The 20,180-nt window shown below is 68.6% G+C and carries 24 protein-coding genes and 1 tRNA gene; 13 read left to right on the forward strand and 12 right to left on the reverse strand.

Annotation, left to right across the window (positions count from 1 at the left end; all coding sequences use genetic code 11):
• Positions 1 to 10: 10 nt before the first annotated feature.
• Entirely contained in the window at positions 11 to 820 is an 810-nt protein-coding gene (locus ACIA58_RS01785) for a TrmH family RNA methyltransferase (protein ID WP_396401675.1), read from the forward strand.
• Here the strand turns inward: ACIA58_RS01785 and ACIA58_RS01790 are convergent.
• Positions 803 to 1,597, reverse strand: coding sequence for a class I SAM-dependent methyltransferase (locus tag ACIA58_RS01790; RefSeq protein ID WP_396401676.1), 795 nt, complete (start codon positions 1,595 to 1,597; stop codon positions 803 to 805). The two genes, ACIA58_RS01785 and ACIA58_RS01790, sit on opposite strands and share 18 nt — an antisense overlap.
• Before the next feature lie 163 nt (positions 1,598 to 1,760).
• Here ACIA58_RS01790 and ACIA58_RS01795 point away from each other — a divergent pair, with 163 nt between their 5' ends.
• The gene (locus tag ACIA58_RS01795) at positions 1,761 to 2,513 is read left to right on the forward strand and encodes an isocitrate lyase/phosphoenolpyruvate mutase family protein (RefSeq protein ID WP_396401677.1); all 753 of its coding nucleotides are present in this window, start codon (positions 1,761 to 1,763) and stop codon (positions 2,511 to 2,513) included.
• Here the strand turns inward: ACIA58_RS01795 and ACIA58_RS01800 are convergent.
• Positions 2,492 to 3,760 (reverse strand): bifunctional transcriptional activator/DNA repair enzyme AdaA, encoded by a 1,269-nt coding sequence (locus ACIA58_RS01800; RefSeq protein WP_396401678.1) that lies wholly within the window; start codon positions 3,758 to 3,760, stop codon positions 2,492 to 2,494. The two genes, ACIA58_RS01795 and ACIA58_RS01800, sit on opposite strands and share 22 nt — an antisense overlap.
• 84 nt (positions 3,761 to 3,844) lie before the next feature.
• Here ACIA58_RS01800 and ACIA58_RS01805 point away from each other — a divergent pair, with 84 nt between their 5' ends.
• The 3 genes from ACIA58_RS01805 (at position 3,845) to ACIA58_RS01815 (ending at position 6,056) form a co-directional block, all read left to right on the forward strand.
• The gene (locus ACIA58_RS01805) at positions 3,845 to 4,384 is read left to right on the forward strand and encodes an AAA family ATPase (protein ID WP_396401679.1); all 540 of its coding nucleotides are present in this window, start codon (positions 3,845 to 3,847) and stop codon (positions 4,382 to 4,384) included.
• Positions 4,385 to 4,494: 110 nt separating this feature from the next.
• The gene (locus tag ACIA58_RS01810; protein WP_396401680.1) at positions 4,495 to 5,178 is read left to right on the forward strand and encodes an RraA family protein; all 684 of its coding nucleotides are present in this window, start codon (positions 4,495 to 4,497) and stop codon (positions 5,176 to 5,178) included.
• Positions 5,175 to 6,056, forward strand: a complete 882-nt coding sequence (locus tag ACIA58_RS01815) for an aldo/keto reductase (protein ID WP_396401681.1) — start codon at positions 5,175 to 5,177, stop codon at positions 6,054 to 6,056. The genes ACIA58_RS01810 and ACIA58_RS01815 overlap by 4 nt, the downstream gene beginning before the upstream one ends.
• Here the strand turns inward: ACIA58_RS01815 and ACIA58_RS01820 are convergent, their stop codons facing one another.
• The gene (locus ACIA58_RS01820; RefSeq protein WP_396401682.1) at positions 6,057 to 6,944 is read right to left on the reverse strand and encodes an LLM class flavin-dependent oxidoreductase; all 888 of its coding nucleotides are present in this window, start codon (positions 6,942 to 6,944) and stop codon (positions 6,057 to 6,059) included. It abuts the gene before it with no gap.
• Positions 6,945 to 7,036: 92 nt separating this feature from the next.
• Here ACIA58_RS01820 and ACIA58_RS01825 point away from each other — a divergent pair, with 92 nt between their 5' ends.
• Entirely contained in the window at positions 7,037 to 7,459 is a 423-nt protein-coding gene (locus ACIA58_RS01825; RefSeq protein ID WP_396401683.1) for a MarR family winged helix-turn-helix transcriptional regulator, read from the forward strand.
• A complete protein-coding gene (locus ACIA58_RS01830; protein WP_396401684.1) occupies positions 7,456 to 8,049 on the forward strand; it encodes a hypothetical protein in 594 nt (197 codons plus the stop codon). Before ACIA58_RS01825 ends, ACIA58_RS01830 begins: the two co-directional genes overlap by 4 nt.
• A 29-nt stretch (positions 8,050 to 8,078) precedes the next feature.
• On the opposite strand, the gene ACIA58_RS01835 is transcribed toward ACIA58_RS01830, so the two are convergent.
• The 3 genes from ACIA58_RS01835 to ACIA58_RS01845 form a co-directional block, all read right to left on the reverse strand.
• Positions 8,079 to 8,597 carry a YciI family protein gene (locus ACIA58_RS01835; RefSeq protein ID WP_396401685.1) on the reverse strand — a complete coding sequence of 173 codons (519 nt, stop codon included), beginning with the start codon at positions 8,595 to 8,597 and terminating at the stop codon, positions 8,079 to 8,081.
• On the reverse strand, positions 8,594 to 9,679 hold the full coding sequence (locus ACIA58_RS01840; RefSeq protein ID WP_396401686.1) for a hypothetical protein: 1,086 nt from the start codon (positions 9,677 to 9,679) through the stop codon (positions 8,594 to 8,596). Before ACIA58_RS01840 ends, ACIA58_RS01835 begins: the two co-directional genes overlap by 4 nt.
• A gap of 65 nt (positions 9,680 to 9,744) precedes the next feature.
• The gene (locus ACIA58_RS01845; protein WP_396401687.1) at positions 9,745 to 11,886 is read right to left on the reverse strand and encodes a PQQ-binding-like beta-propeller repeat protein; all 2,142 of its coding nucleotides are present in this window, start codon (positions 11,884 to 11,886) and stop codon (positions 9,745 to 9,747) included.
• A gap of 41 nt (positions 11,887 to 11,927) precedes the next feature.
• On the opposite strand from ACIA58_RS01845, the gene ACIA58_RS01850 reads away from it, so the two are divergent.
• Positions 11,928 to 12,251 (forward strand): GNAT family N-acetyltransferase, encoded by a 324-nt coding sequence (locus ACIA58_RS01850; RefSeq protein WP_396401688.1) that lies wholly within the window; start codon positions 11,928 to 11,930, stop codon positions 12,249 to 12,251.
• A gap of 35 nt (positions 12,252 to 12,286) precedes the next feature.
• On the opposite strand, the gene ACIA58_RS01855 is transcribed toward ACIA58_RS01850, so the two are convergent.
• A tRNA-Tyr gene (locus ACIA58_RS01855) sits at positions 12,287 to 12,372 on the reverse strand.
• An 82-nt stretch (positions 12,373 to 12,454) separates the two neighbouring features.
• Between ACIA58_RS01855 and ACIA58_RS01860 the strand changes: the two genes are divergently transcribed.
• Both ACIA58_RS01860 and ACIA58_RS01865 read left to right on the forward strand, forming a co-directional pair.
• Positions 12,455 to 12,946, forward strand: a complete 492-nt coding sequence (locus tag ACIA58_RS01860; protein WP_396401689.1) for a YajQ family cyclic di-GMP-binding protein — start codon at positions 12,455 to 12,457, stop codon at positions 12,944 to 12,946.
• 67 nt (positions 12,947 to 13,013) lie between these two features.
• Entirely contained in the window at positions 13,014 to 13,952 is a 939-nt protein-coding gene (locus ACIA58_RS01865; RefSeq protein ID WP_396401690.1) for a phosphotransferase enzyme family protein, read from the forward strand.
• Here ACIA58_RS01865 and ACIA58_RS01870 read toward each other — a convergent pair.
• The gene (locus ACIA58_RS01870) at positions 13,936 to 15,156 is read right to left on the reverse strand and encodes a vanadium-dependent haloperoxidase (RefSeq protein WP_396401691.1); all 1,221 of its coding nucleotides are present in this window, start codon (positions 15,154 to 15,156) and stop codon (positions 13,936 to 13,938) included. The genes ACIA58_RS01865 and ACIA58_RS01870 overlap by 17 nt on opposite strands.
• A 30-nt stretch (positions 15,157 to 15,186) precedes the next feature.
• Entirely contained in the window at positions 15,187 to 15,471 is a 285-nt protein-coding gene (locus ACIA58_RS01875; protein WP_396401692.1) for a hypothetical protein, read from the reverse strand.
• A 141-nt stretch (positions 15,472 to 15,612) separates the two neighbouring features.
• On the opposite strand from ACIA58_RS01875, the gene ACIA58_RS01880 reads away from it, so the two are divergent.
• Positions 15,613 to 16,365, forward strand: a complete 753-nt coding sequence (locus tag ACIA58_RS01880) for a response regulator transcription factor (RefSeq protein WP_396401693.1) — start codon at positions 15,613 to 15,615, stop codon at positions 16,363 to 16,365.
• Here ACIA58_RS01880 and ACIA58_RS01885 read toward each other — a convergent pair.
• Positions 16,362 to 17,096: a hypothetical protein gene (locus ACIA58_RS01885; protein ID WP_396401694.1), complete on the reverse strand. Its 735-nt coding sequence runs from the start codon at positions 17,094 to 17,096 to the stop codon at positions 16,362 to 16,364. The two genes, ACIA58_RS01880 and ACIA58_RS01885, sit on opposite strands and share 4 nt — an antisense overlap.
• Positions 17,097 to 17,106: 10 nt before the next feature.
• The gene (locus ACIA58_RS01890; protein WP_396401695.1) at positions 17,107 to 17,886 is read right to left on the reverse strand and encodes a helix-turn-helix domain-containing protein; all 780 of its coding nucleotides are present in this window, start codon (positions 17,884 to 17,886) and stop codon (positions 17,107 to 17,109) included.
• A 101-nt stretch (positions 17,887 to 17,987) separates the two neighbouring features.
• Here ACIA58_RS01890 and ACIA58_RS01895 point away from each other — a divergent pair, with 101 nt between their 5' ends.
• Positions 17,988 to 18,854: a phytanoyl-CoA dioxygenase family protein gene (locus tag ACIA58_RS01895; RefSeq protein ID WP_396401696.1), complete on the forward strand. Its 867-nt coding sequence runs from the start codon at positions 17,988 to 17,990 to the stop codon at positions 18,852 to 18,854.
• Positions 18,851 to 19,147: a hypothetical protein gene (locus tag ACIA58_RS01900; protein WP_396401697.1), complete on the forward strand. Its 297-nt coding sequence runs from the start codon at positions 18,851 to 18,853 to the stop codon at positions 19,145 to 19,147. Before ACIA58_RS01895 ends, ACIA58_RS01900 begins: the two co-directional genes overlap by 4 nt.
• On the opposite strand, the gene ACIA58_RS01905 is transcribed toward ACIA58_RS01900, so the two are convergent.
• Positions 19,144 to 20,175, reverse strand: a complete 1,032-nt coding sequence (locus ACIA58_RS01905; RefSeq protein ID WP_396401698.1) for a lactonase family protein — start codon at positions 20,173 to 20,175, stop codon at positions 19,144 to 19,146. The two genes, ACIA58_RS01900 and ACIA58_RS01905, sit on opposite strands and share 4 nt — an antisense overlap.
• Positions 20,176 to 20,180: the final 5 nt, after the last annotated feature.

Here is a 20,180-nt window from a genome sequence, read left to right on the forward strand (position 1 = left end):
GGTGGTGGCCGTGCAACGGATCTCGTCGCGGAATGCGCGGTTTCAGGTTTGGCAGGCCTCGCTGACCAACCGGACCAAACGGCAGCGGGCGGGCGAGTTCCTGGTCCAGGGCGTGCGGCCGATTTCTGTTGCTGTAGACAACGGATGGCTGGTGCGCACGGTGATCACCGACGCCTCGCGGCGGCCGTCGAAATGGGCTTCGGAGCTGCTGCAGCGGGTCCCGGGCGCCGAGCGGGTCGCGATGGCCCCGGAGCTGCTGGCCGAGCTCTGCGAGAAGGACGATCCCGCGGAGCTGATCGCCGTACTGGAGTTGCCGGCCGACGATCTCGACCGGATCCCGGTCGGGCCGGAGTTCCTCGGGGTGGTCTTCGACCGGCCGACCGGGCCGGGGAACATCGGCTCGATCATCCGGTCCGCGGACGCGTTCGGCGCGGCCGGGCTGATCGTCACCGGGCACGCCGCCGACGTGTACGACCCGAAGGCGGTCCGCGCGACGACGGGCTCGCTGTTCGCGGTTCCCGCCGTCCGCGTACCCTCCCATCGCGAGGTCCTCGACTGGGTACGCCGTTCGCCGGTGCCGATCGTTGTCGTCGGCACCGACGAGCACGGGTCGACCGACGTCTACGACTTCGACTTCACGCAGCCGGTCCTGCTCCTGATCGGCAACGAGACCGCCGGTCTGAGCTCGGCCTGGAAGGAGGCGGCCGACCAGCTGGTCCGCATCCCCATCACCGGCTCGGCCAGCTCCCTCAACGCCGCCAACGCCGCGACCGCAACCCTCTACGAGATCTCGCGCCAGCGCTCACGCCGTGCAGATTAGTTCGCCGTGGAGGATCGAGATCGTCGCGTCCGGCGTGGTGGTCCAGGTCTGCCAGGCTCGGGAGATCGCTTCCAGGCGCTGCTCCGGCACACCGGCCGCGCGGGCCTGGTCGGCGAGGGCGGACTTGAGGATGCGGTCGGCCCACATGCCGCCCCAGAAGGCGCGGTCCTCGGGGTTGGTGAAGGACCACGTCGACGTGGTGGCCTCGACGTCCTCGAAGCCGGCGGCCAGCGCCCAGGACAGTAGGCGCCGGCCGGCGTCCGGTTCGCCGCTGTTGGCGCGCGCCATTCGCTGGTAGAGCGCCATCCACTCGTCCAGCTCGGGCAGCTCCGGGTACCAGATGAAGCCGTGGTAGTCCGAGTCGCGAACGGCGACGATCCCGCCGGGCTTGCAGACCCGGCGCATCTCGCGCAATGCCTGCACCGGATCCGCGACATGCTGCAGGACCTGGTGCGCGTGGACGACGTCGTACGTATCGTCCGGCAGCTCGAGCGCGTGGACGTCGCCGACGACGAACTCCACGTCGAGGTCCAGCTCGGCGAACGTCGCCCTGGTGATGTCGAGGGCGGAGTCGCTGGCCTCCAGCGCGGTGGTCCGGCCGGGCTCGACCAGGCGGGCCAGGTCGGCGGTGATCGTGCCCGGGCCGGCGCCGACGTCGAGCAACGACATCCCGGGGCGGAGGTGCGCCAGCAGATATCCGGCCGAGTTCCCGGCGGTGCGCCAGTTGTGCGATCGCAGTACCGACTCGTGATGTCCGTGCGTGTACACGTTGTTCATCCCAGGCTCCTTTGCCCTCTCTCGACAGTGTCCACGCTAATCCACAATCTTGATTTATGAGACATATTGTCTTGAAATATGAGACGACATAGTTGACCGAATATGGCCAGACCGGGGCGGCCCGGCGGGCGAACCTTGAGGGACGAACCTTAGGAGGATGCAGATGCGGAGTGAGCAGAACGAGTTGGCGCGGCGGCTGCGTGAGCTGCACGAACAGCCGCCGCTGGTACTGCCGAACGCGTGGGACGCCGGCTCGGCACGGGCGATCGAGGCCGCCGGGGCGACGGCGATCGCGACGACGAGCGCCGGTGTCGCGTGGGCGCATGGCGTCGACGACGCGGGCGGCCTGAACCGGGAGTCGGCGGTCGCCGCACTGCGGCTGATCTGCGCGGCGGTCCCGGTTCCCGTGACGGCTGATATCGAGGCAGGGTACGGCGACGTCGCGGGCACGATTGCCGGCGTACTCGAGGCCGGGGTGGTCGGCGTGAACCTCGAGGACAGCACTGGGCGGGTGCTCGATGAGCCGTCGGTACACGTCGAGCGGATCAAGGCGGCCCGGGCGGCGGCTGTTGCCGCGGGCATCGAGCTGGTGATCAACGCACGAACCGATACGTACCTGTTCGGCGACAGGACGGGCACGCTGGAGCGCGCGAAGATGTACGCCGACGCGGGTGCCGACGTGCTGTTCGTGCCCGGCGTGGTCGACGCGGCGACGATCGCGGAGCTCGTCGAGGGATCGCCGCTACCGCTCAACGTGATGGTCGGTCCGGGGGCTCCCACCGTCGGCCGACTCGCGGAGCTCGGCGTCGCCCGGATCAGCGTGGGCCCGGCGATCACCGGTGCCGCCTATGCCTTGGCAACCACCGCGGCAAAGGAACTGCTGACGACCGGCACCTACGAGGCGATGGCCAGCTGATAGACGGCGGCGAGTGAGCGCCACGGGCGGAGGCGCTCGCTCTCGCCGGGCAGCGGCCACGCATCGCGGGCGCCCAGGCGTAGCGCGATCTCTTGCGCGGCACGCGCGCTGGTGACGGTTTCGAGGGACGGAGCCAACGCCTGAAGGTCCCCCTCGAGCATGATGTTGCCATCAGCAACTTCCCGGGCGAGGGGCCCGACCAGCTCCGCGCCGGTCAGCGCCGCCGGCCCCGGGAACGCGTGCGTCAGGCCGTGCGCGAGCCCCGGCACCGGCACGCCGTACACCTCGACGAGCTTGTGCAGAGCCTCGGTCGCATCCTCCGGCGGCAACTGATCCCGGACGACCGCGGCAACCGCGACCTCGAACGGACCCCACGCACCAGGCACCCGAACCCCGGGCCGAGCCGCCACCATCGCCGCAAACTCCGGATCGGCCGCGAGGTGCGCACGAGCCCGAACCGGCTCACAATCCAGACCCACCAGACAAGCAGCCCGGTCGACGACGTGCATCACGCCCTCCCAGAACGGAAGGTGCGCACGCAGGATCAGATGATCATCGCCGCCCGGTCTCAGCTCGAGCACACCCGGCTCGCCGTCGAGTGAGATCGTCCGCCGGTACACACCGTCCTCGACCGACTCGACGCCCGGGATCGCGCGTGCCTGCAGGAACGCGCTCATCGCGTCCCAGTCGTACGGCGCGGTGAACGGCAAGCGCAGCACCAGTCCGCCGTCAGCCGTGAGGCGATCGCCCTGACGCCGGCGGTCGCGCAGCTCGCGCGGCGACGCCCGGAAGATCTCCCGCATCGCCCGGTTGAACTGCCGCAGACTGCCGAACCCCGACGCGAACGCGATCTCCGCGATGCCGAGATCGGTGTCGTCGAGCAACCGGCGCGCGAAGTGTGCCCGCCGCGACCGGGCGAACTGGTCCGGCGTGACACCGAGGTGCTCGTTGAACATCCGGCGCAGATGCCGCGCAGAGACGCCGAGCCGCGCCCCCAGCTCCTCCTCGCCCGACTCGTCCAGCAGACCGCCGATGATCAGCTGCACCGCACGGCAGACCAGCTCCGGCGCCTCGTCCGCGACCGTCCCTGCCACTCGGTACGGACGGCAGCGCAGACAGGCGCGATACCCGGCCGCCTCCGCCGCGGCGGGCAGCTCGAAGGTGCTCACGTTCTCCGCGAGCGGCTTGGCGCCGCAGCCTGGCCGGCAGTAGATCCCCGTCGTCCGGACCGCGGAGTACGTCGTCACGAACCAGACGCTAATCGCGCCCACCGACAGTTCCTGACGCTGGTCTTACACCGCCCGCCGACAGTCACCGATAAGGTACGGCGAGTGCATTCGAAACCGATGCTTGTCGTGGTGAGTGGCCCGCCCGGGTCCGGGAAGACGACGCTGGCGCACCGGATCGCGGCCGCGATCGGCTGCCCGGCGATCTGCCGCGACGAGATCAAGGAAGGCATGGCGCACGCGACGCCGGGATTCGTCCCCGGACCCGGTGATCCGCTCACGATGCGGACACTGTCGACGTTCTTCGACGTCATCGGCCTGCTGATCGGCCGCGGTACGACGGTGGTCGCGGAGGCGGCCTTCCAGGACCGGCTGTGGAATCCCGGACTGACCCCGCTGCTCGCCCGCGCCGACATCCGGATCGTGCACTGCACGGTGCCGGCCGAGGTCGCGCTCGCACGGATCACCGACCGGACCACCTCGGACCCGCGCCGCTCGGCCCACGAGGACGCCCAGATCAGCGCCGACGCCCGCCTGCGGACCCACAACGCCTTCCAGGCCGTTGACCTACCGGTCCCCAGCCTCACGATCGACACCACAGCCGAGACACCGATGGAAGACGTACTGAGGTTTCTGTCGCGCTAACGACAGGAGGTAGTCGGCTTCACGCGGCCGAGTGCGGGGCGCGCACGCGGGAAGTCGACGGGCGTGGTGGACTACCTCCTGTCGTGAGCGCTTTCGCCGGGAGGATCGACATGTTTGAGCGGTTTGCGGCCCTGACCACCGCGCATGTTGCTGATGCTTGTGTTCGAGCTGGTGTGCCGGTGCGAACGGTGTCGTTGACGGCCGTGGTCGGCGAGCGGGTCGCGGGACGGGTGTTGCCGGCTCAGCATGTGGGCAGCGTGGATGTGTTCCTGGAGGCGTTCGAGTCCGCAGCTGACGGCGACGTACTGGTCGTGGACAACGGTGGCCGGCGGGACGAGGCCTGCGTCGGGGACCTGGTTGCGTTGGAGGCGGCGGCCGCGGGGATCGCGGGGATCGTGATCTGGGGACTGCACCGGGACACGGTCGACATCACCGCGATCGGGTTGCCGGTGTTCAGCCTCGGCGCGCTGCCGACCGGTCCGTTGCGGCTCGACCCGCTGCCCGGCGACGCGTTGTCCAAGGCAACGATCGGCGAGTGGACGGTGACGCGGGAGGACGTCGTACTCGCGGATGAGGACGGGGCGATCTTCGTACCGGCGGAGCGGCTGGACGAGCTGCTGACGCTCGCGGAGTCGATCCGTGACACCGAGCACCGGCAGGCCGACGAGACCCGGGCCGGCCGGTCGTTGCGCGAGCAGGTGCGGTTCTCGGAGTACCTGGACAAGCGGGCCGCGGATCCGTCGTTGACGTTCCGGCAGCATCTTCGTGCGGTGAGAGGAGCGATCGAGGAATGAACGCGGCAGCGGCAGGGACCTGGCGGCTGGGCGACGTCACGGTCAATCGGATGGGCTTCGGCGCGATGCGGATCACCGCTAACCCGGATCGTTCGGTCGCGATCGCAGTACTGCGTCGCGCCGTCGAGCTCGGCGTGAACCACATCGACACAGCTGCGTTCTACGCGTCACCGGGCGGGACGCTGCGGGTCGGCGAGGGCGAGAAGCGGTACGCGAACGAGCTGATCCGCGAGGCGCTGGCGCCGTACCCCGATGGTTTGACCATCACCACGAAGGTCGGGCCGGGCGAGGATGCCGAGCGCGGGTTCTACCACGCCTCGACGGCCGCGGAGTTGCGCGAGCAGGTGGAGACGAACCTGCGGCAGCTCGGCGTCGACACCCTCGACGTGGCGAACCTGCGGATCATGAAGAAGCCCGGTGAGGACTCGATCGCCGAGCGCTTGGGCTGGCTCGTCGACCTCCGCGACGAGGGCCTGATCCGGCAGCTCGGCATCTCGAACGTCCGGCTGGATCATGTCGAGGAAGCGCTCGCGATCGCACCGATCGTCTGCCTACAGAACAGCTATGCCGTCGATCAGCGCCGCGACGAGGACGAGCTCATCCGCTTCTGCGCCGGCCGCGACATCGCCTACGTCCCGTTCTTCGCCATCGCCGGCTCGTCCCGCGAGGCCGGCGCCGCCACCGACCACTCGGCGGCCATCGAGAAGATCGCGACCACTCACAACGTCACTCCCCAGCAGGTCCGGCTGGCCTGGACCCTCCACCAGTCCCCCAACGTCCTGGCCATCCCCGGCACCGGCAACCCCGCCCACCTCGAGGAGAACATCGCCGCCGGCGCCCTGCAGCTGTCCCGAGAAGAACTCGCGACCCTGGACTGATCAGACTCCGGCTGCCGCCCGGACGGCCGGGACTACTTCTTGGGACCAGCGGGTCAGTTGGGTTTCGTAGGGGTCGGCGCCGCGGGGGAAGAGGGTGAAGCCGGCGGCGTTGTGGTTGACGACGGCGTCGGTCAGTTCTTCGATCCATTGGGCCGGGGAGCCCCCGATCCAGCGGCCGTCCTCGTCGCGGGTACGGCGGAGCGGGGTCGCGGTGATCGCACCGGGGAAGTTGTAGATGGTGGCCACATCGGAAGGTTTGCGGCCGACGGCGAGCGCGGCCGCGTCGATGATCGGGCGGGACCAGCGGTAGCGGTCGCTCAGCCAGTCGGCGGCGTGGCCGGGGATCCAGCCGTCGGCTTGTCTTCCGGTCGCTGCCAGCGATTTCGGACCGTTGGAGCCGGTCCAGATCAGCGGCGCTGGTACGGCGGCCGGCCGGAGCGCGCCGATCGGGTAATGCTTGGTCGGCTTCGGAGATCCGCCGCCGGACATCGAGTGCACCAACTGCATCGCCTCCTCGAACGCCTCGACCGCCTCGCCAGGACGCAGCTCCGGCACGCCCATCGTGGTGATCCGGTCCCAGGCCCCGCCGGCGCCCAGACCGAGGACGAATCGCCCACCGGACAGCGCGGACAACGAGGTCGCCGTACGCGCAAGAACAGGCGCGGGACGCAGCGGCAGGTTGGTCACGTTGACGAACGCGGACAGCCGCTCGGTGCGGCCGAGGACGAACGCGATCGCGGCGTACCCGTCGAGCATGTCCGGCACGTACGGATGGTCCGCGAGGCTCACGTGGTCCAACCCGTCGCGATCCGCCTGCTCGGCGAGCCGCAGGATCCCGGGCACCTCCTGCACTCCGTCCGGCGATCCGTAGCCGAAACGCACGGTCATATCGACTCCTTCAGATAGTTCGCTGTTCTAACTAGTAGTACCACGAATCATTAGAACAGCAAACTATTAGGCAGCCGGACTATCATGGTGGGATGGTGACGACGACCGCTCGGGACGCGGACCTCGCGAGCGCGATGGTCCAGACGATGCATCGGCTGCAGGACCTGCATGCCGAGACGAGCCGGCCGCTCGGCCTGACCCCACAGCAGGCCCATCTGCTCTGCGTGCTGATCACCGGCCCGCTCGGCATGACCGACCTCAGCCGGATCCTGAGCATCGAGCGCTCCAGCCTGACGAGCATGGTCGACCGCCTCGAACGCCGCGACCTCGTGGCCCGCGTCGCCAACCCCACCGACCGCCGCGCGTGCCACATCGAGCTGACGACCGCCGGCAAAGAGCTGGCCCATCAGTGCCACGACGCAGTCGTCGACCGCATCCAGGACCTCACCTCCCACCTCCCCGCCGGCACCCGCGCCACCCTCACCGCCGCCCTCCAGTCGATCCTCACCCGATGACGTACCAGTACGCCGAGCTGGCCGGCGCCCGCATCGCCTACCGGGCAAGCGGTTCCGGCCCGGCACTCGTACTGATGAAGAACAACCGCCGCCCACCGGACTACCCGATCGCCGACACGCTCTCCAAGCAATTCCGGGTCCTGCAGATCGCCGCCCGGTCGACGGATCGCGCGACGGCGCTGGTCATGGGCGGTGTCTCGCCGATCGGGTTCCCGACCGACGGGGAGATGCGGCGGCTCGAGCGGGAGCCGCGGTTACCGCGCCCTGCGTTGGAGTTCTGGCGGGGTTGTCGCTCGTACGACTGGCACCACGAGCTCAGGCTCTACCCGGGCGTGAAGGTGGCCTACCTCGGTACGGCGGACCCTGCGATCCGGCGGCTTCGGAAGCTCAGGCCGGTGTTGCAAGGCATTGGTTTCACGTATCTGGAATTCGAGGGGCTGACGCATTCGACCTGCGGGCTGGGCGACGCGTCGGCTGATGGTCGCCGCGTCGCCCAGGCCGCCGTGGATTGCCTGGTCAGCCGCGGTGATCAACGCCGTGAGGAGTGCGACTCGAACAGCTCTTCGTCATCGATCACACAGCAACGCTGAGCGCCCCAGCTGAATCCGGGACCAATTCATTACCGCCTGCCGCCGAACTCCCCAGGATGTACTTCGGCGTGCTCGGCCTCGACCAGCTCGGCCGCGGCCGCCGCGTCGGGCGCCTCCACGAGGGCCGCGCGACCAACGTGCGTGTCGCCGTCGCGCAGATCGCCGTACACGATCAGGTGATCGGAGCTGAGCGGTCGCGACTCGTCCTTGGTGAGGACGAGATAGCGGTTGTAGCCCTCGACCGCGGTGGCGAACTCCCACATCGTCCGGCCGGTGCGGTTGTGGAAGCGGTACAGCTCGACCGTCTCGAAGGCGCCGCCGACGTAGTACGGCTCGTCGTAGGCGAAGACCTTGAGCGCCTCGTCGTCCGGGAGGTCGACGATGTGCAGGCTGCCGGTCGACTCCTCACGGTCCTCGGTGAGGGTCGGGCCGCGGGCGATCAGCTCCGCGGCGTACCGATCCATGAAGGCCCAGTGTTCCTCGGTCAGCCGGCCCTTCAGGTCACCCGTGCCGGCGCGATCGCGGCCGTAGACGAAGTACTGCGTCACTTGCCGGCCAGGTGGAAGCGCAGCATCGTGTCGTAGTCGACGATCTCCACGCCCGGCGCAGGCACCACGGTCTCCTGGCTCGGCACGATCAGCAACTGCCGCGGGTCGGCCACGTCGACGTCGTACTTCGACTTCACCTGGGAGCGGTTGTCCGCGGTCGCGAAGTACTCCGCGTAGCGCTCGAGCTCGGCCGCGCTCTCGAGGACCGGGACCCGGAAGGAGCGGCGGCGCTTCTTGCCGTTGACGACGTCGACGACCGGGAGCTCGAGGCGGCCGACGATGTGACGGCCATCGGCCCGCTCGAGGATGAAGTCGGGCTGCAGGTCGTCGAGCGACGGCTGCCGCAGCAAACGGGCCGCGTCGAACGCCGACAGCAGGATGCCCTCGTGCTTGTCGAGGAACTCGTCGACGGTCGAGTCCTGCAGCCCGTGCGCGAGGTACGTGCTCTCGAACGCGTCCGCCTTCAGCTCGGCCGGGTCGATGGGCAGGCTGATGGTGCCGATCGGGTCGATGTGCGGCTGGGAGTTGGAGTAGTTCCGCAGGAAGTCCAGGTACTTGTCGACCGGCTCCGAGCGGTGGATCGCCAGCGCGAAGAACACCCAGTGCGCGCGCAGCGAGTCGCCGCCGCCGTGCACGAGCAGCGTCCGGTCGAAGGTCGAGTAGTTGCCGGGCGCGAACCGCATCAGCTCGTCCGCCGGGCCGACCACCTCGTTGCCCAGCATGTTCACGGCTGTCGGGAACCGCTTGTCCAGCGAGTGCCGTCCCGGCTCGGTCGCGATCGTCGCGTCCTTGAACCAGTTCTGCCCTTCGAGGTTCGCCACCACGGTGCCGTCGCCGAGTCCGAAGTACTCCTCCACGGTGGCCAGCTTCTGCCGCCGTACTTCGAGGGTGCGGTACTCGCGGCTCAGGCCGACGAGCTCGAGGATGTTCCAGTCCGGCGTCTCGGTCAGCACCATCATCCGCGGGAACAGCATCGGCCCGGGCAGCTCGCCCCGGTGGCTCACCGGCAGGTGACCGGCGGCCTCCTTCAGGTGCTCCCCCCAGAACTGTGCGTTCACCTTCACGAACTCAGTGGGTTTCATTGCTCTCCTCGCTCGGACACTCCGTCGGAACCTTCAACTCCCGCCCAAGCAGACCCTATTCCCCACTATCTGAGCGCGATCATCCCGTCCTCGCCACTGACCAAGACCAGGTTCCCGGCCGCCTGGACGCCGTACCCGCAGGAGATCGACCGATCGAGGTCGTGGTAGGCGACGTTGCCGTCGGTGACGGTCGCCAGTCGGCAGATCCCGCCGTACGACGGCCCGATCCCGACCACGACGCCGTCCGCGGTGACGGCGTACCGCCCGTCGAACTGGACCTTGGCCGACGCGGTCGACATCGTCTGCCCGGTGCGGGCGTCGACGACGCGTACGACGGTGTCGGTCACCTTCTGCGCCTCGCTCGGGCAGCTCATCAGTACGACGCGGTCGCCGGACGACTCGGTCTTGAGCGGGCAGTCCCACTCCGTCGGGATGTCCGAGCGCCATTTCACGTCACCGGTCCGTGGATCGACGCCGACGAGCGGGCCTTGTCTCCCTTGGAGACCGACGACCAGGCCGCCGGCGGTGGCCAGGTCGTTGATCGAGTCGTCGCGGGTCCACAGCTTCTTGCCGTTCTTCAGGTTGAGACCGACGAGTTGGTCCGGCTCGCTGCCGCAGCTGTGGTCGAGCTGGACGACGACCGTGTCGTCGGTGGCGGTCGCGCCGATGCTGGTGCAGCGGCCGGGCTCGTAGGTCCAGCGGTTCGAGCCGTCGAGCTTCGTGCCGTACAGCTTGTCGGAGCCCTTGCTGACCGACTTGCCGGTGATGAGCGGATCGGTGTCGTCGATGTCGTAGTCGCGGGTGCTCTGCGGCCAGGCCGCTGTGCGTTTGCCCGTGTCCGCGTCGAGGACGATGTACCCGAGGTCGTCGTACGACGCGAGCACCTGCTGACCGCCGTTCAGCGAGTAGAGATGCGGTACGTCGTCGGTGTCGGCGCGGGTGTAGCGCCAGCGCGACGAGCCGGTGGCGGGGTCGAGCATCTCGACGAAGCCCCGGGCGCGGGCGATCGCGATGCCATGAGAGGTCGCGACCAGGCTCTGCAAGTTGCCCGGGGCGGTCCAGAGCGATCCGCCGGCGAGAGTCGACCGTGCGTCGTTGGCCGGCTGCTGGCTTGTTTCCAGATACTCGTTGGCGCTGAGGAGGTAGGCGCGCTGTATCGGGTCGATGACCAGGAGGACCGCCAGGACCACGACTATTGCTGCGCCTACGCCTGCGATCAGCTGGCCGCGGTTCCTGGTCTCGCTGCGGGTGAACCTGATGGCTGCGAAAGCCGCCGCACCGGCCACGACGAGCATGATCGACAGGATCATCAGCATCGGGACGCGCTGGCCCACACCGGAGGCGCCGTTGGTGTCCGGCGTGGTGAGCCAGACGATCAGCACCCCTGCGGCGCCGACCACTGCTGGTGCGGCCGCCACGATCCGGGCGTTGCGGCGTACGGCGCTGTAGACGACTGCGACGGTGGCGAGCGCGGCGAGCATCAGCACGACGGCCGGCCAGACCGAGTCGCCGCTGTACGCCGGGATGCGCCAGGGGTTGCGTACCGCCGCCACGCCCGCGATGAACGCGACGAGCGCCGAGAGCACCGCCGCCGTGTGCAGCGCCGCCCGCTGCCAGCCGCGCCACGGGTGAGGCGTCAGTCCGTCGAGCGTCGCCAACTCCTCGGTGAGATTGGCGCGGGCCTCGGTCTCGTAGCGGTCGTGGGCGAGCTGCGTCCGATAGATCCGCTCGCTCGCCAGCAGCGCCTCGACCTGCTGACGCCGGCCCTGTACGTCGTAGTGCGAGGCTCGGCGTACCTCGGAGGCGTGCGTCGAGTACCGCGGATCGGCGTACACGGAGTTGATCGCATCGAGCAAGACGTTGCCGTTGGCATCCGACTCGGTGGCGCGCGCGTCGGTCAGCCTGACCAGCCGGGCGACCTCGGCGGTCCGCACCGAGCTCACGCCGTACTTCGGCAACAGCTCCTCCGCCAGCCGCGCCGACGCCTCGGTGTCCTTCTCGGCGCGATGAAACCACACTGCCAACCGCACCGCCGTCGGATCGGTAGCCAACTGCTCCAACGCGTCGAACGCCTTCAGCACTCCCCTGAGATACCGCTCCCGGTACGCAACCCGCTTCCCGCCGTACCGCCCCAAAACCTCGTCCCGCAACGCCTCCGGCAACGACTCTTCCCAGTACTCCTGCACACCCGTGATCCTGACAGACACCGGTCTCACCTCGAACGACCGCAGGACGTTGGTTCGACCATTTGTCAGCGTGCGCGGATGGAAGATCTGGGGTCCGCTGTCCCTTGGCCGCCCGAGGCAAGGCCGACCTCGGCTACCTCTTCCTCCCCCAAGCATGGGGTTTCGGCTACGCCACCGAGGCCTGCACCGCGGCCCTCGCCTGGTTCGGCGCCACCCTCCCCGGCGAGCCCGTCATTCTCACCACCCAAACCGCCAACACCAGCTCAATGCGCCTGGCCACGAACCTGGGCTTCACCGAACTGGAACGCTTCGAGGCCTGGAACGCCGAACAATGGCTCGCCCTGCGCCCCCCGACCACTCAGCCCACCCCAAAGAACAACCCCTGAGCCACGTTTCCGCAGGTCAGGGGCTGGTTTACAGCTGGTGGCGGGTGCAGGGTTCGAACCTGCGTAGGCATACGCCGACAGATTTACAGTCTGCTCCCTTTGGCCGCTCGGGCAACCCGCCAGGGTGGTGCTGGTTCGTGAACCGGCGTGGGAGACGATACAACAGGTAGTGGCCCTGACAGCAAATCGGAAAGGATGTGCCCATGGCTTCGGAGTCCTCCTTCGACATCGTGAACAAGGTGGACCGTCAGGAGGTGGACAACGCCGTGAACCAGGCGGCGAAGGAGATCAGCCAGCGGTTCGACTTCAAGAACGTGGACGCTCAGATCAAGTGGTCCGGCGAGTCGATCGACATGCAGGCGAACACCGAGGAGCGGGTCAGCGCCGTCCTGGACGTGTTCAAGGACAAGCTGGTCAAGCGGCAGATCTCGCTCAAGGGGCTCGACACGGACGAGCCGAAGCTGTCCGGGAAGATCTACAAGATCACCGCCACGATCGACGCCGGCATCACCCAGGAGAACGCGAAGAAGCTGTCCAAGCTGATCCGCGACGAGGGCCCGAAGGGCGTCAAGGCGCAGATCCAGGGCGAGGAGCTGCGTGTCTCCAGCAAGAGCCGCGACGACCTGCAGGCCGTGCAGGCCCTGATCAAGGGTCAGGACCTCGACTTCGCCGTCCAGTTCGTCAACTACCGCTGACCCTGCCACGGCCGGCGCGCCCCTAATCGGTTCGCACGCGAGCCGGTTGGCGGGCATGCTGGCGGGCGTGGGTGAGACGTTGCTGCGGAAATGGCTGCTGGCCGACTTCGGGCTCGAGGTGGTGGAGCTCACACCGGTGGCGTACGGCGCCGACATCGCGGCGCAGGTGTGGAAGGCCGGTACGGCGACCAACACGTACGCCGTGAAGTGGAGCGCCGCCGGCACGAACACGGGCCATCAGGTGGCGGCGTTCCTGGCCGACAGCGGGCTGCCCGGCGTACCGGAGCTGATCCGGACCGCTGAGGGTGGCCTGTGGAGCGTCCATGCGAAGAAGAGGCTGACGATCACGCCGTGGATCGACGGCGTGCGGGCCGCGCAGTCGGGGCTGACGGACGAGCAGTGGTCGGAGTACGGCGTACTCATCCGGCGGGTGCACGACTCGGAGCCGCCGCACCGGCTGAGGGATGCCCTGCCGAAGCACAGCCATATCGACGCGCGGACGCCGGCGATCGCCCAGGAGGTACGCAAGCGGCTCCAGACGCCCGATGGGGAGGTCGAGGAGGAGCTGGCGGCGGTGTGGGAGCAGCACGAGCACGTCGTGACGGACCTCGAGACCAACCGCCCGCCGGCGCCGATCGGCCCGCGGGTGATCTGCCACGGCGACCCGCACCTCGGCAACGTCCTGGTCGACGAGCATCTCCACCTGATCGACTGGGACGACGTCATCTACGCCCCTCGCGAGCAGGACCTGATGTTCATGCTCGGCGGCATGGGCGACGTCGGGCCGACCACGTCCAGCCAGCTCGAGGCATTCCTCGAGGGCTACGGCCCTCACACCCTGGATCAGGACGCCATCCACTACTACCGCCACGTCAGAGCCTTCGAAGACGTCGTCGGCTGGTCCCACCAGGCCATCACCGGCCCAGAGGAGTCCTACGCCCTGGCCGTGGTCAAGGGAATCCTCGACCACGGCCTGGCAGCTTTGGCGGTCAGTGGCGAGCACTGATCCATCCGGCGACCTGACTTCCCAGGGCGTCGCCGTCCGTCATCGAGTGACGGAAGTGCAGCCCTGAGACGATCCGGGCTTCCCGTACGTCGCTACGCACGGCGGACAGGTCCGGGTACACCCGCGTCGTGCCGGTGACCAGACTGGACATCACCAACCGCACATGCGAGGTGTGGAAGAACGCCCGCAGCGCACCAGCTGCACCAGCGGTGAAGCAGGCGTGGCCGGAGGGGTACTCCGGGTGGTTCACGTTCAGCAGCGACTGCCAGCTCGGATCGGCCTGCGTACGCGGGTTGCCGTCGGTATCGGCTCGCTGGACAGCATGCACCGGCCGCCACGACAGATAGTGGAACTTGGCGTCCCAGCACGCGATCACCGAGTCACCGGCCGACACGTGCACCAGTGCGAGCATCTGCGCCGCCGCGGACAGGGAGAGATGCCGGTCCCCCGCCAGCTGCAACAACGCGCGACTCCATTGCTGCGCAGTCTGTTCGGACCAGAACTGAGCCGTCTCGGTCTGCTCGGCAGTCCGCGTCGTACTGTCCTTCCGGCCGAGAGAAGCGACCTCAGCCACGTCGCGCGCGTACCGCTTGCTCGTCAGCGCATCCGGCCCGTCCGGACGGAACTGCGACCGGTACCGCAACGCGAGCGGTCGGACCTGCGTCAGAACGATGTCCACCGGCGGAGTCGGCGCCGTCGGCTCCCACACCCCCGGCCCCGGCGTCCTCTGCACGTACGGCACGGTGTTGTCGAACCCGTCTCCCGCCCGCCACGCCAGTACCGCGGCCGCCACGGACCGCCCCAAGGCCACGCCGCGGTCCTTCGCGAGCCCAGCCGGCACACCAGCCAGATAGCCGGAGTACGTCGCGTCAAGCCCAGTTGCGTTAGGTACCCGAGCCCGCAGTACGTCGTACGCCGCCGTAGCAACCGCCGCCGGAGCCGACGCCCGATGATCCGGCCGTACTGCGAACTTGAACGGCCGGCCGTACCCGAGCCCGGCCACCGTGTCCGCGATCGCAATGTGCACGATCCCGAGCAGCACCTCCGAACTGGCCGGCGGGCGACCGGTCACGATCGCCTGCGTCGCGTACCGACTCCAATCGAGCACCGGCGCAGCATCACTCACACCGGCCGAGCTCGGCACCGGCGACAACCCGACACCGGTCAGAACCAACGCTCCGGTGACCAGCCATGCGGTTCTCATCAGACTCTCCCCCTCCGGCCGGCAGCCGCGTCACGACGCCGCGCGCAGGTGGGGCCGATGCAGGACGAAGGCGGTCAGGATCGACGCGATCACGGCCGCGCAGAGCATCAGTCCGATCACCTGCAGTGTGGACGGTCCGACCGAATGAACGATCGATGGCGCGACATTCGACGGCGGGGCACTCGCGGGCACAGCCGCAGGGACCGAATGCCCCGAAGGATCACGCGGCTGCATCGCGAACGCCGTACCGGACAAGGCCACCCCGGACAGGACCAGCGTGCCGAGCAGTGCGGCAAGACGAGTCAGTAGTTTCATGGTCGTTCCTTCCCGAGAACGGGCGGCGCGATGCCGCCCTCATCCACCGTTGCCGCCACCGGACCCGGCGGGCCATACGCAGTTCGGCGTATTGCCCCGTGGCGGATCGGGCCTAGGCTGAATTCCAGGGGGAGGGCAGCCATGGAACAGTTGACGGTCACCGAACGCGATCTGCACCGGATGCTCGACGTCGTCGATCACCAGCGGTGGGGCGGCGCCGGGCAGGAGTTCCCGCGCGACGTACTCCGCGCGCTCCGGGAGCTGATCCCGGCCGACGACATCACGTTCCAGGTGAGCCGGCCGCACGATCGCGTCTTCATCGGCCTGGAGGAGCTGACGACCCTGCCTCCGGAGGACGAAGACGACGGCTGGGACGACCTGTTCTGGAAGTTGTACTGGCGGCACAAGACCTGTAGCCGGCCCCAGGTGACCGGTGACCACGAGAGCGTCTGGATGCTGTCCGACTACCTGTCCCTGCGTCAACTGGTGAACAGCGAGGAGGGCCTGTGGGATCGGATACACGGAATACGCAGCGAGATCGCGGTGCCGTTCCCGGAGCACGACGGTGAGGACCGCCGGATGCTGCTGTTCCGGTCCGACGGACCTGGTTTCTCGGAGCGTGAGCGGTTGATGCTTCAGCTGCTCCGGCCGCACCTGATCGACATCCGCCGCGACCTGGAGCGCCGCCGCGCAGGCATCCCCGATCTGACCAGCCGCCAGTGGGAGCTGCTCCGCCTGGTCGCGGCCGGGCACAGCAACACCCAGATCGCCCGCCGGCTGTTCGTTGCCGAGGGCACCGTTCGCAAGCACCTGGAGAACATCTACGAGCGCCTCGGCGTGAACAGCCGCACCGCGGCCGTCGCTACGGCGTTCCCCGTCGCCGATACCGCCTAGGCGTGGCGGAGCCAGATGTTGGGTTCGACGTACGTGCCGAGGTCGGCCTCGCGGTCGACGGTCAAGGTGGTCAGGCCGGCGGGGATGGTGTAGGTCCCGGTGGACGGGAACAGCATCTCGGTCCACTTCTCCCACTCGGCAACGGTGCCGGTCATGGTCTGGGAGGCGACGGCCGGGGCCAGGAGCTTGGCGCCGAGGCGGACGTGGGTGCGGAGCCACGGGTCGAGCGGTAGGCCGTCGTCGCGCGTCCAGTTCATGAAGATTTCGATCGGGGTCAGCGGGTACCGCGACTTCAGGGTGGGGCGGACGGGCGCGATGACCTGCGGAAGGCCACCGGCGATCGCACGGTCGCGGACCGCCGTGATTACGCGGCCGGCGTGGCCCTGGCCCTGTTCGTCGGAGCGTACGGCCGCCGCCATCAGCACGAAGGTGTTCGGTACGACGCCTTCCTCGTACGACGTCACCGACCGCGCCAGCGAGTCCGTGAACCCACCGGGCAGATCCCCCACCGTCCCGTCCCACGCGATCGGCACTCCCCAGCACCCCGCGATCAGCCGCTCGTCGGACGACACGAGATAGAACTCCCACTGCGGGAAGTACTCCACGCGCCGATCCCGGTACGGCTTGACGCCTTCGTCGTGGAAGATGAACTCCGGCCACTCCTCGACGAAGCGCTGCTCGGCCTCTTCGTCGTACTGCGGACCGTCGGCGACCGGGATCAGCTCATACATGTCTCGAACGCTAGCCCGCCGACGCGGCCCCGGCCACCGCATTACGCACCGCGCGCGGCGACGCGCCGAGCTCGCGGTGACAGGTCTTGTTGAAGGCCTGCAGGTCCGCGATCCCCACCGATGCGGCCACCGCGGGGATGGACAAGGTGGAGGACACCAGGAGATGGCGGGCGCGGTTCATCCGGCGGGTGCGGATGTAGGCGATCACCGTCAGACCGGTCTCGTGCTGGAAGAGACGGGTCAGGTGGTTGTGCGAGATGCCGGCCAACCGGGCCAGCGCGGGCACGGTCAACGGCTGCGCGAGGTTCGCCTCGATGTACGCGATGGCCGTGGCGACCGCCGGGTGGCCGGTCTCGGTCGTGGCGGGCGTCAGGTCGGCGATGCGCCACAGCGCCGTCCAGACCTCGGCGGTGGTGCGGCCGGAGCCGGACGGGGACGACTCGATGGCCGACCGGAGCAGCGTGGAGAGCAGAGGCGCAGTCGCCGCCGCGTCCTGGACGACGGGGACGCGCGACGGCTGGCCTGACATACGCGGCCGGAAGTGGGCGTAGAGATGCTCCGAACGCCCCAGGTAGTCGAACTGCACCGAAGCCCCGGCAGGTGTGAGGGAGACGTAGCCAGGAGCCACGGTGTAAGTGGTCCCGTCCACCGTGAGCTCGGCCGTGTAGTTGTACACGTGCAGCTGCCACAGGTCCGGCAGGCGGAAGACGTCCCGGCGCTTACGCACCCCGTGGATCCCCGCGCCGACGTTCACCACCTCGGGCGGAGCAGCCAGGTGCAACTCGATCATGGTGAGAAATTACCACTAGTGGTGATCACAGCCCACGCGAGACAACGCTGTCCAAACTTACGCTGGAGGAGTAGTAACCACTACCCACCATGGGAGTCTTGATGCCCCATCCGCATCGCAAGCACCTGCTCACCTCGGTACAGATGGCGCACTTCGTGGCCACCGGCGCGTTCCGGATGGACGCCGTCGTACCGGACGAGATGAACCAGCAGGCGATCGAGGTCCTCAACAACGGCGTTCCGGGGGTTCCGTACGGCACCCCGCTGTCGGAGGCGTTCGCGGACAGCGAGTTCGTCCAGCGGCTGGTGGAGCTGCCGGAGGTCGCCGGCGCCATCCACAGCCTGGTCGGCCCCGAGCCGACCGTCGACCACCACGCCGTGCACATCCGCAAGGCCCACGAGGGCGAGGCGCAGAACCTGCACGGTGACGCGATCATCGACGTCCGCACCGACGCGTTCGACGTACAACTCATGTACTACCCGCAGGACGTGACGCTCGAGATGGGCGGCACGCTCAGCGTTCCCGGCAGCCACCTGCGCCGGACCAACGAGTCCGACACCGGCCGCTACCAGAACCTGCTCGGCCAGACCCGCCTGGTCTGCCCGGCCGGCACCGTCCAGTTCCTGCACCACGGCATCTGGCACGGCGGCCGCAAGAACGACAGCGACCTGGACCGCTACATGTTCAAGATCCGCTTCAACCCGACCGTCCGCCAGGTCCGGCTGTGGAACACCGACGACCTGTACGACGACGCGGTCGCGGCCGAGCTCGATCAGAGCTTCCCGTGGTACGAGAACGCGACCGGCCGGCTGGAGAAGTACAACCGCATCGTGATGTGGCGGGCGATCAGCGGCGACGACACCTACGACCCGAACTACTGGGTCACCCGCGTCTCGAACCGCCCGCAGCGCGTCGTCACCGACCGCGCCAACAACCCGCACGCCAAGGTCAAGAAGGAGATGGCATGACCGCCACGGCAGAGACCCCGGTGCAGACCGGACTGCGCCAGCAGGTGCTGGTGCTCTACCTGGCCTCCTCCGCGCTGGACGCGCGCGTGGTCGGCTGGTCGACGTACGACGGCACGGGCGAGACCCACCCCACTACGGGTGACTCCGACGAGCCGCCGTACAAGACCGGTCTGGACGCACTCAAGGACGGCTGGCGCCTGTTCCAGGCGTCGCAGCTGAACCCGCCGTACCCGGGCCACGAGTACGACGTGTCGTTCCTCAAGCACGAGTTCTTCTTCGAGAAGCTCGTCTAGACGGGCAGGATGCACACCGGCTTCGGCCAGCTGACCGGCTCACCCTGAGCGGTCAGCCGGCCGTCGTCGATGCTGAACGTCGCGATCTGGTCGGAGCGCTCGTTGGCGGCGTACAGGGTCTGTCCGTCGTTGCTGAAGGCAAGGTGTCGTGGCCAGTCGCCGCCGGAGCCGATGGTCTGCACCAGCTCGACGGACAGACCGTCGGCCGCCGTCGCGAAGACCGCGACGGTGTTGTCGCCGCGGTTCGAGCCGTAGAGGAACCGGCCGTCGGCGGAGATCAGCAGCTCGGCCGGGAAGTTCTCCCCCGGCGAGTCGGCCGGCCGGGTCGAGACGGTCTGCACGACCTGCAGCTTCCCTTCGGCGTAGCTGCAGACGGTCAGCGTCGAGTCGAGCTCGTTGATCACGTACGCCGCGCCCGCGACCGGGTGGAACACCATGTGCCGCGGTCCCGCGCCCGGGTGGATCTGCAGCCGGTCGACCTCCTCCAGCTTCCCGTCCGCGGTCAGCGTGGACGAGTAGACGCTGTCGGACCCCAGGTCGATGTCGAACACGTACGCACCGGCCGGGTCGAACGCGATCTGGTGCGCGTGCGGCCCCTCCTGACGCTCCGCGTTCGGCCCGGTCCCGGAGCGCTGGAGGAAGAACGCCGTCTCGCCGAGCGAACCGTCCTCGTTGATCGGGTGCACGGCGACCGAGCCGGACGTGTAGTTGGCCGACAGCACGAACCGGCCCGACGGGTCGATGTCCAGGTGGCAGGGGTGCACACCGCCGGTCGGCTGCTGGTTGAGCAGCTCGAGCCCGCCGTCCGGCTGGATCGCGAACGCCGCGATCCGGCCGTTGTCCTCCTCGTCGGTGGAGTAGAGGAACCGCCCGTCCGCGGACCTGACCAGGAACGACGGGTCGGCGATCGTCGCCACCGTCGCCAAGCCAGCAATCCCATTCAGCGAGTCCAGCGGGCCGAACGCGATCCCGTCCCCACCGCCGGCCTGACTGGTGTAGCTCCCGACATAGATCCGCTCAGAAGTCATGAGCC

This window comes from Kribbella sp. NPDC051586 (assembly GCF_044453965.1).
Taxonomy (GTDB): domain Bacteria; phylum Actinomycetota; class Actinomycetes; order Propionibacteriales; family Kribbellaceae; genus Kribbella.

What these genes read in the sequence shown, in the direction of transcription:
- ACIA58_RS01895 (WP_396401696.1), top strand. Translation starts at nt 17,988, where the DNA reads ATGCCCCATCCGCATCGCAAGCACCTGCTCACCTCGGTACAGATGGCG.
- ACIA58_RS01870 (WP_396401691.1), bottom strand. Translation starts at nt 15,156, where the DNA reads ATGAGAACCGCATGGCTGGTCACCGGAGCGTTGGTTCTGACCGGTGTC.
- ACIA58_RS01900 (WP_396401697.1), top strand. Translation starts at nt 18,851, where the DNA reads ATGACCGCCACGGCAGAGACCCCGGTGCAGACCGGACTGCGCCAGCAG.
- ACIA58_RS01815 (WP_396401681.1), top strand. Translation starts at nt 5,175, where the DNA reads ATGAACGCGGCAGCGGCAGGGACCTGGCGGCTGGGCGACGTCACGGTC.
- ACIA58_RS01885 (WP_396401694.1), bottom strand. Translation starts at nt 17,096, where the DNA reads ATGTATGAGCTGATCCCGGTCGCCGACGGTCCGCAGTACGACGAAGAG.
- ACIA58_RS01840 (WP_396401686.1), bottom strand. Translation starts at nt 9,679, where the DNA reads ATGAAACCCACTGAGTTCGTGAAGGTGAACGCACAGTTCTGGGGGGAG.
- ACIA58_RS01875 (WP_396401692.1), bottom strand. Translation starts at nt 15,471, where the DNA reads ATGAAACTACTGACTCGTCTTGCCGCACTGCTCGGCACGCTGGTCCTG.
- ACIA58_RS01810 (WP_396401680.1), top strand. Translation starts at nt 4,495, where the DNA reads ATGTTTGAGCGGTTTGCGGCCCTGACCACCGCGCATGTTGCTGATGCT.
- ACIA58_RS01830 (WP_396401684.1), top strand. Translation starts at nt 7,456, where the DNA reads ATGACGTACCAGTACGCCGAGCTGGCCGGCGCCCGCATCGCCTACCGG.
- ACIA58_RS01790 (WP_396401676.1), bottom strand. Translation starts at nt 1,597, where the DNA reads ATGAACAACGTGTACACGCACGGACATCACGAGTCGGTACTGCGATCG.
- ACIA58_RS01880 (WP_396401693.1), top strand. Translation starts at nt 15,613, where the DNA reads ATGGAACAGTTGACGGTCACCGAACGCGATCTGCACCGGATGCTCGAC.
- ACIA58_RS01890 (WP_396401695.1), bottom strand. Translation starts at nt 17,886, where the DNA reads ATGATCGAGTTGCACCTGGCTGCTCCGCCCGAGGTGGTGAACGTCGGC.
- ACIA58_RS01795 (WP_396401677.1), top strand. Translation starts at nt 1,761, where the DNA reads ATGCGGAGTGAGCAGAACGAGTTGGCGCGGCGGCTGCGTGAGCTGCAC.
- ACIA58_RS01905 (WP_396401698.1), bottom strand. Translation starts at nt 20,175, where the DNA reads ATGACTTCTGAGCGGATCTATGTCGGGAGCTACACCAGTCAGGCCGGC.
- ACIA58_RS01825 (WP_396401683.1), top strand. Translation starts at nt 7,037, where the DNA reads ATGGTGACGACGACCGCTCGGGACGCGGACCTCGCGAGCGCGATGGTC.
- ACIA58_RS01860 (WP_396401689.1), top strand. Translation starts at nt 12,455, where the DNA reads ATGGCTTCGGAGTCCTCCTTCGACATCGTGAACAAGGTGGACCGTCAG.
- ACIA58_RS01820 (WP_396401682.1), bottom strand. Translation starts at nt 6,944, where the DNA reads ATGACCGTGCGTTTCGGCTACGGATCGCCGGACGGAGTGCAGGAGGTG.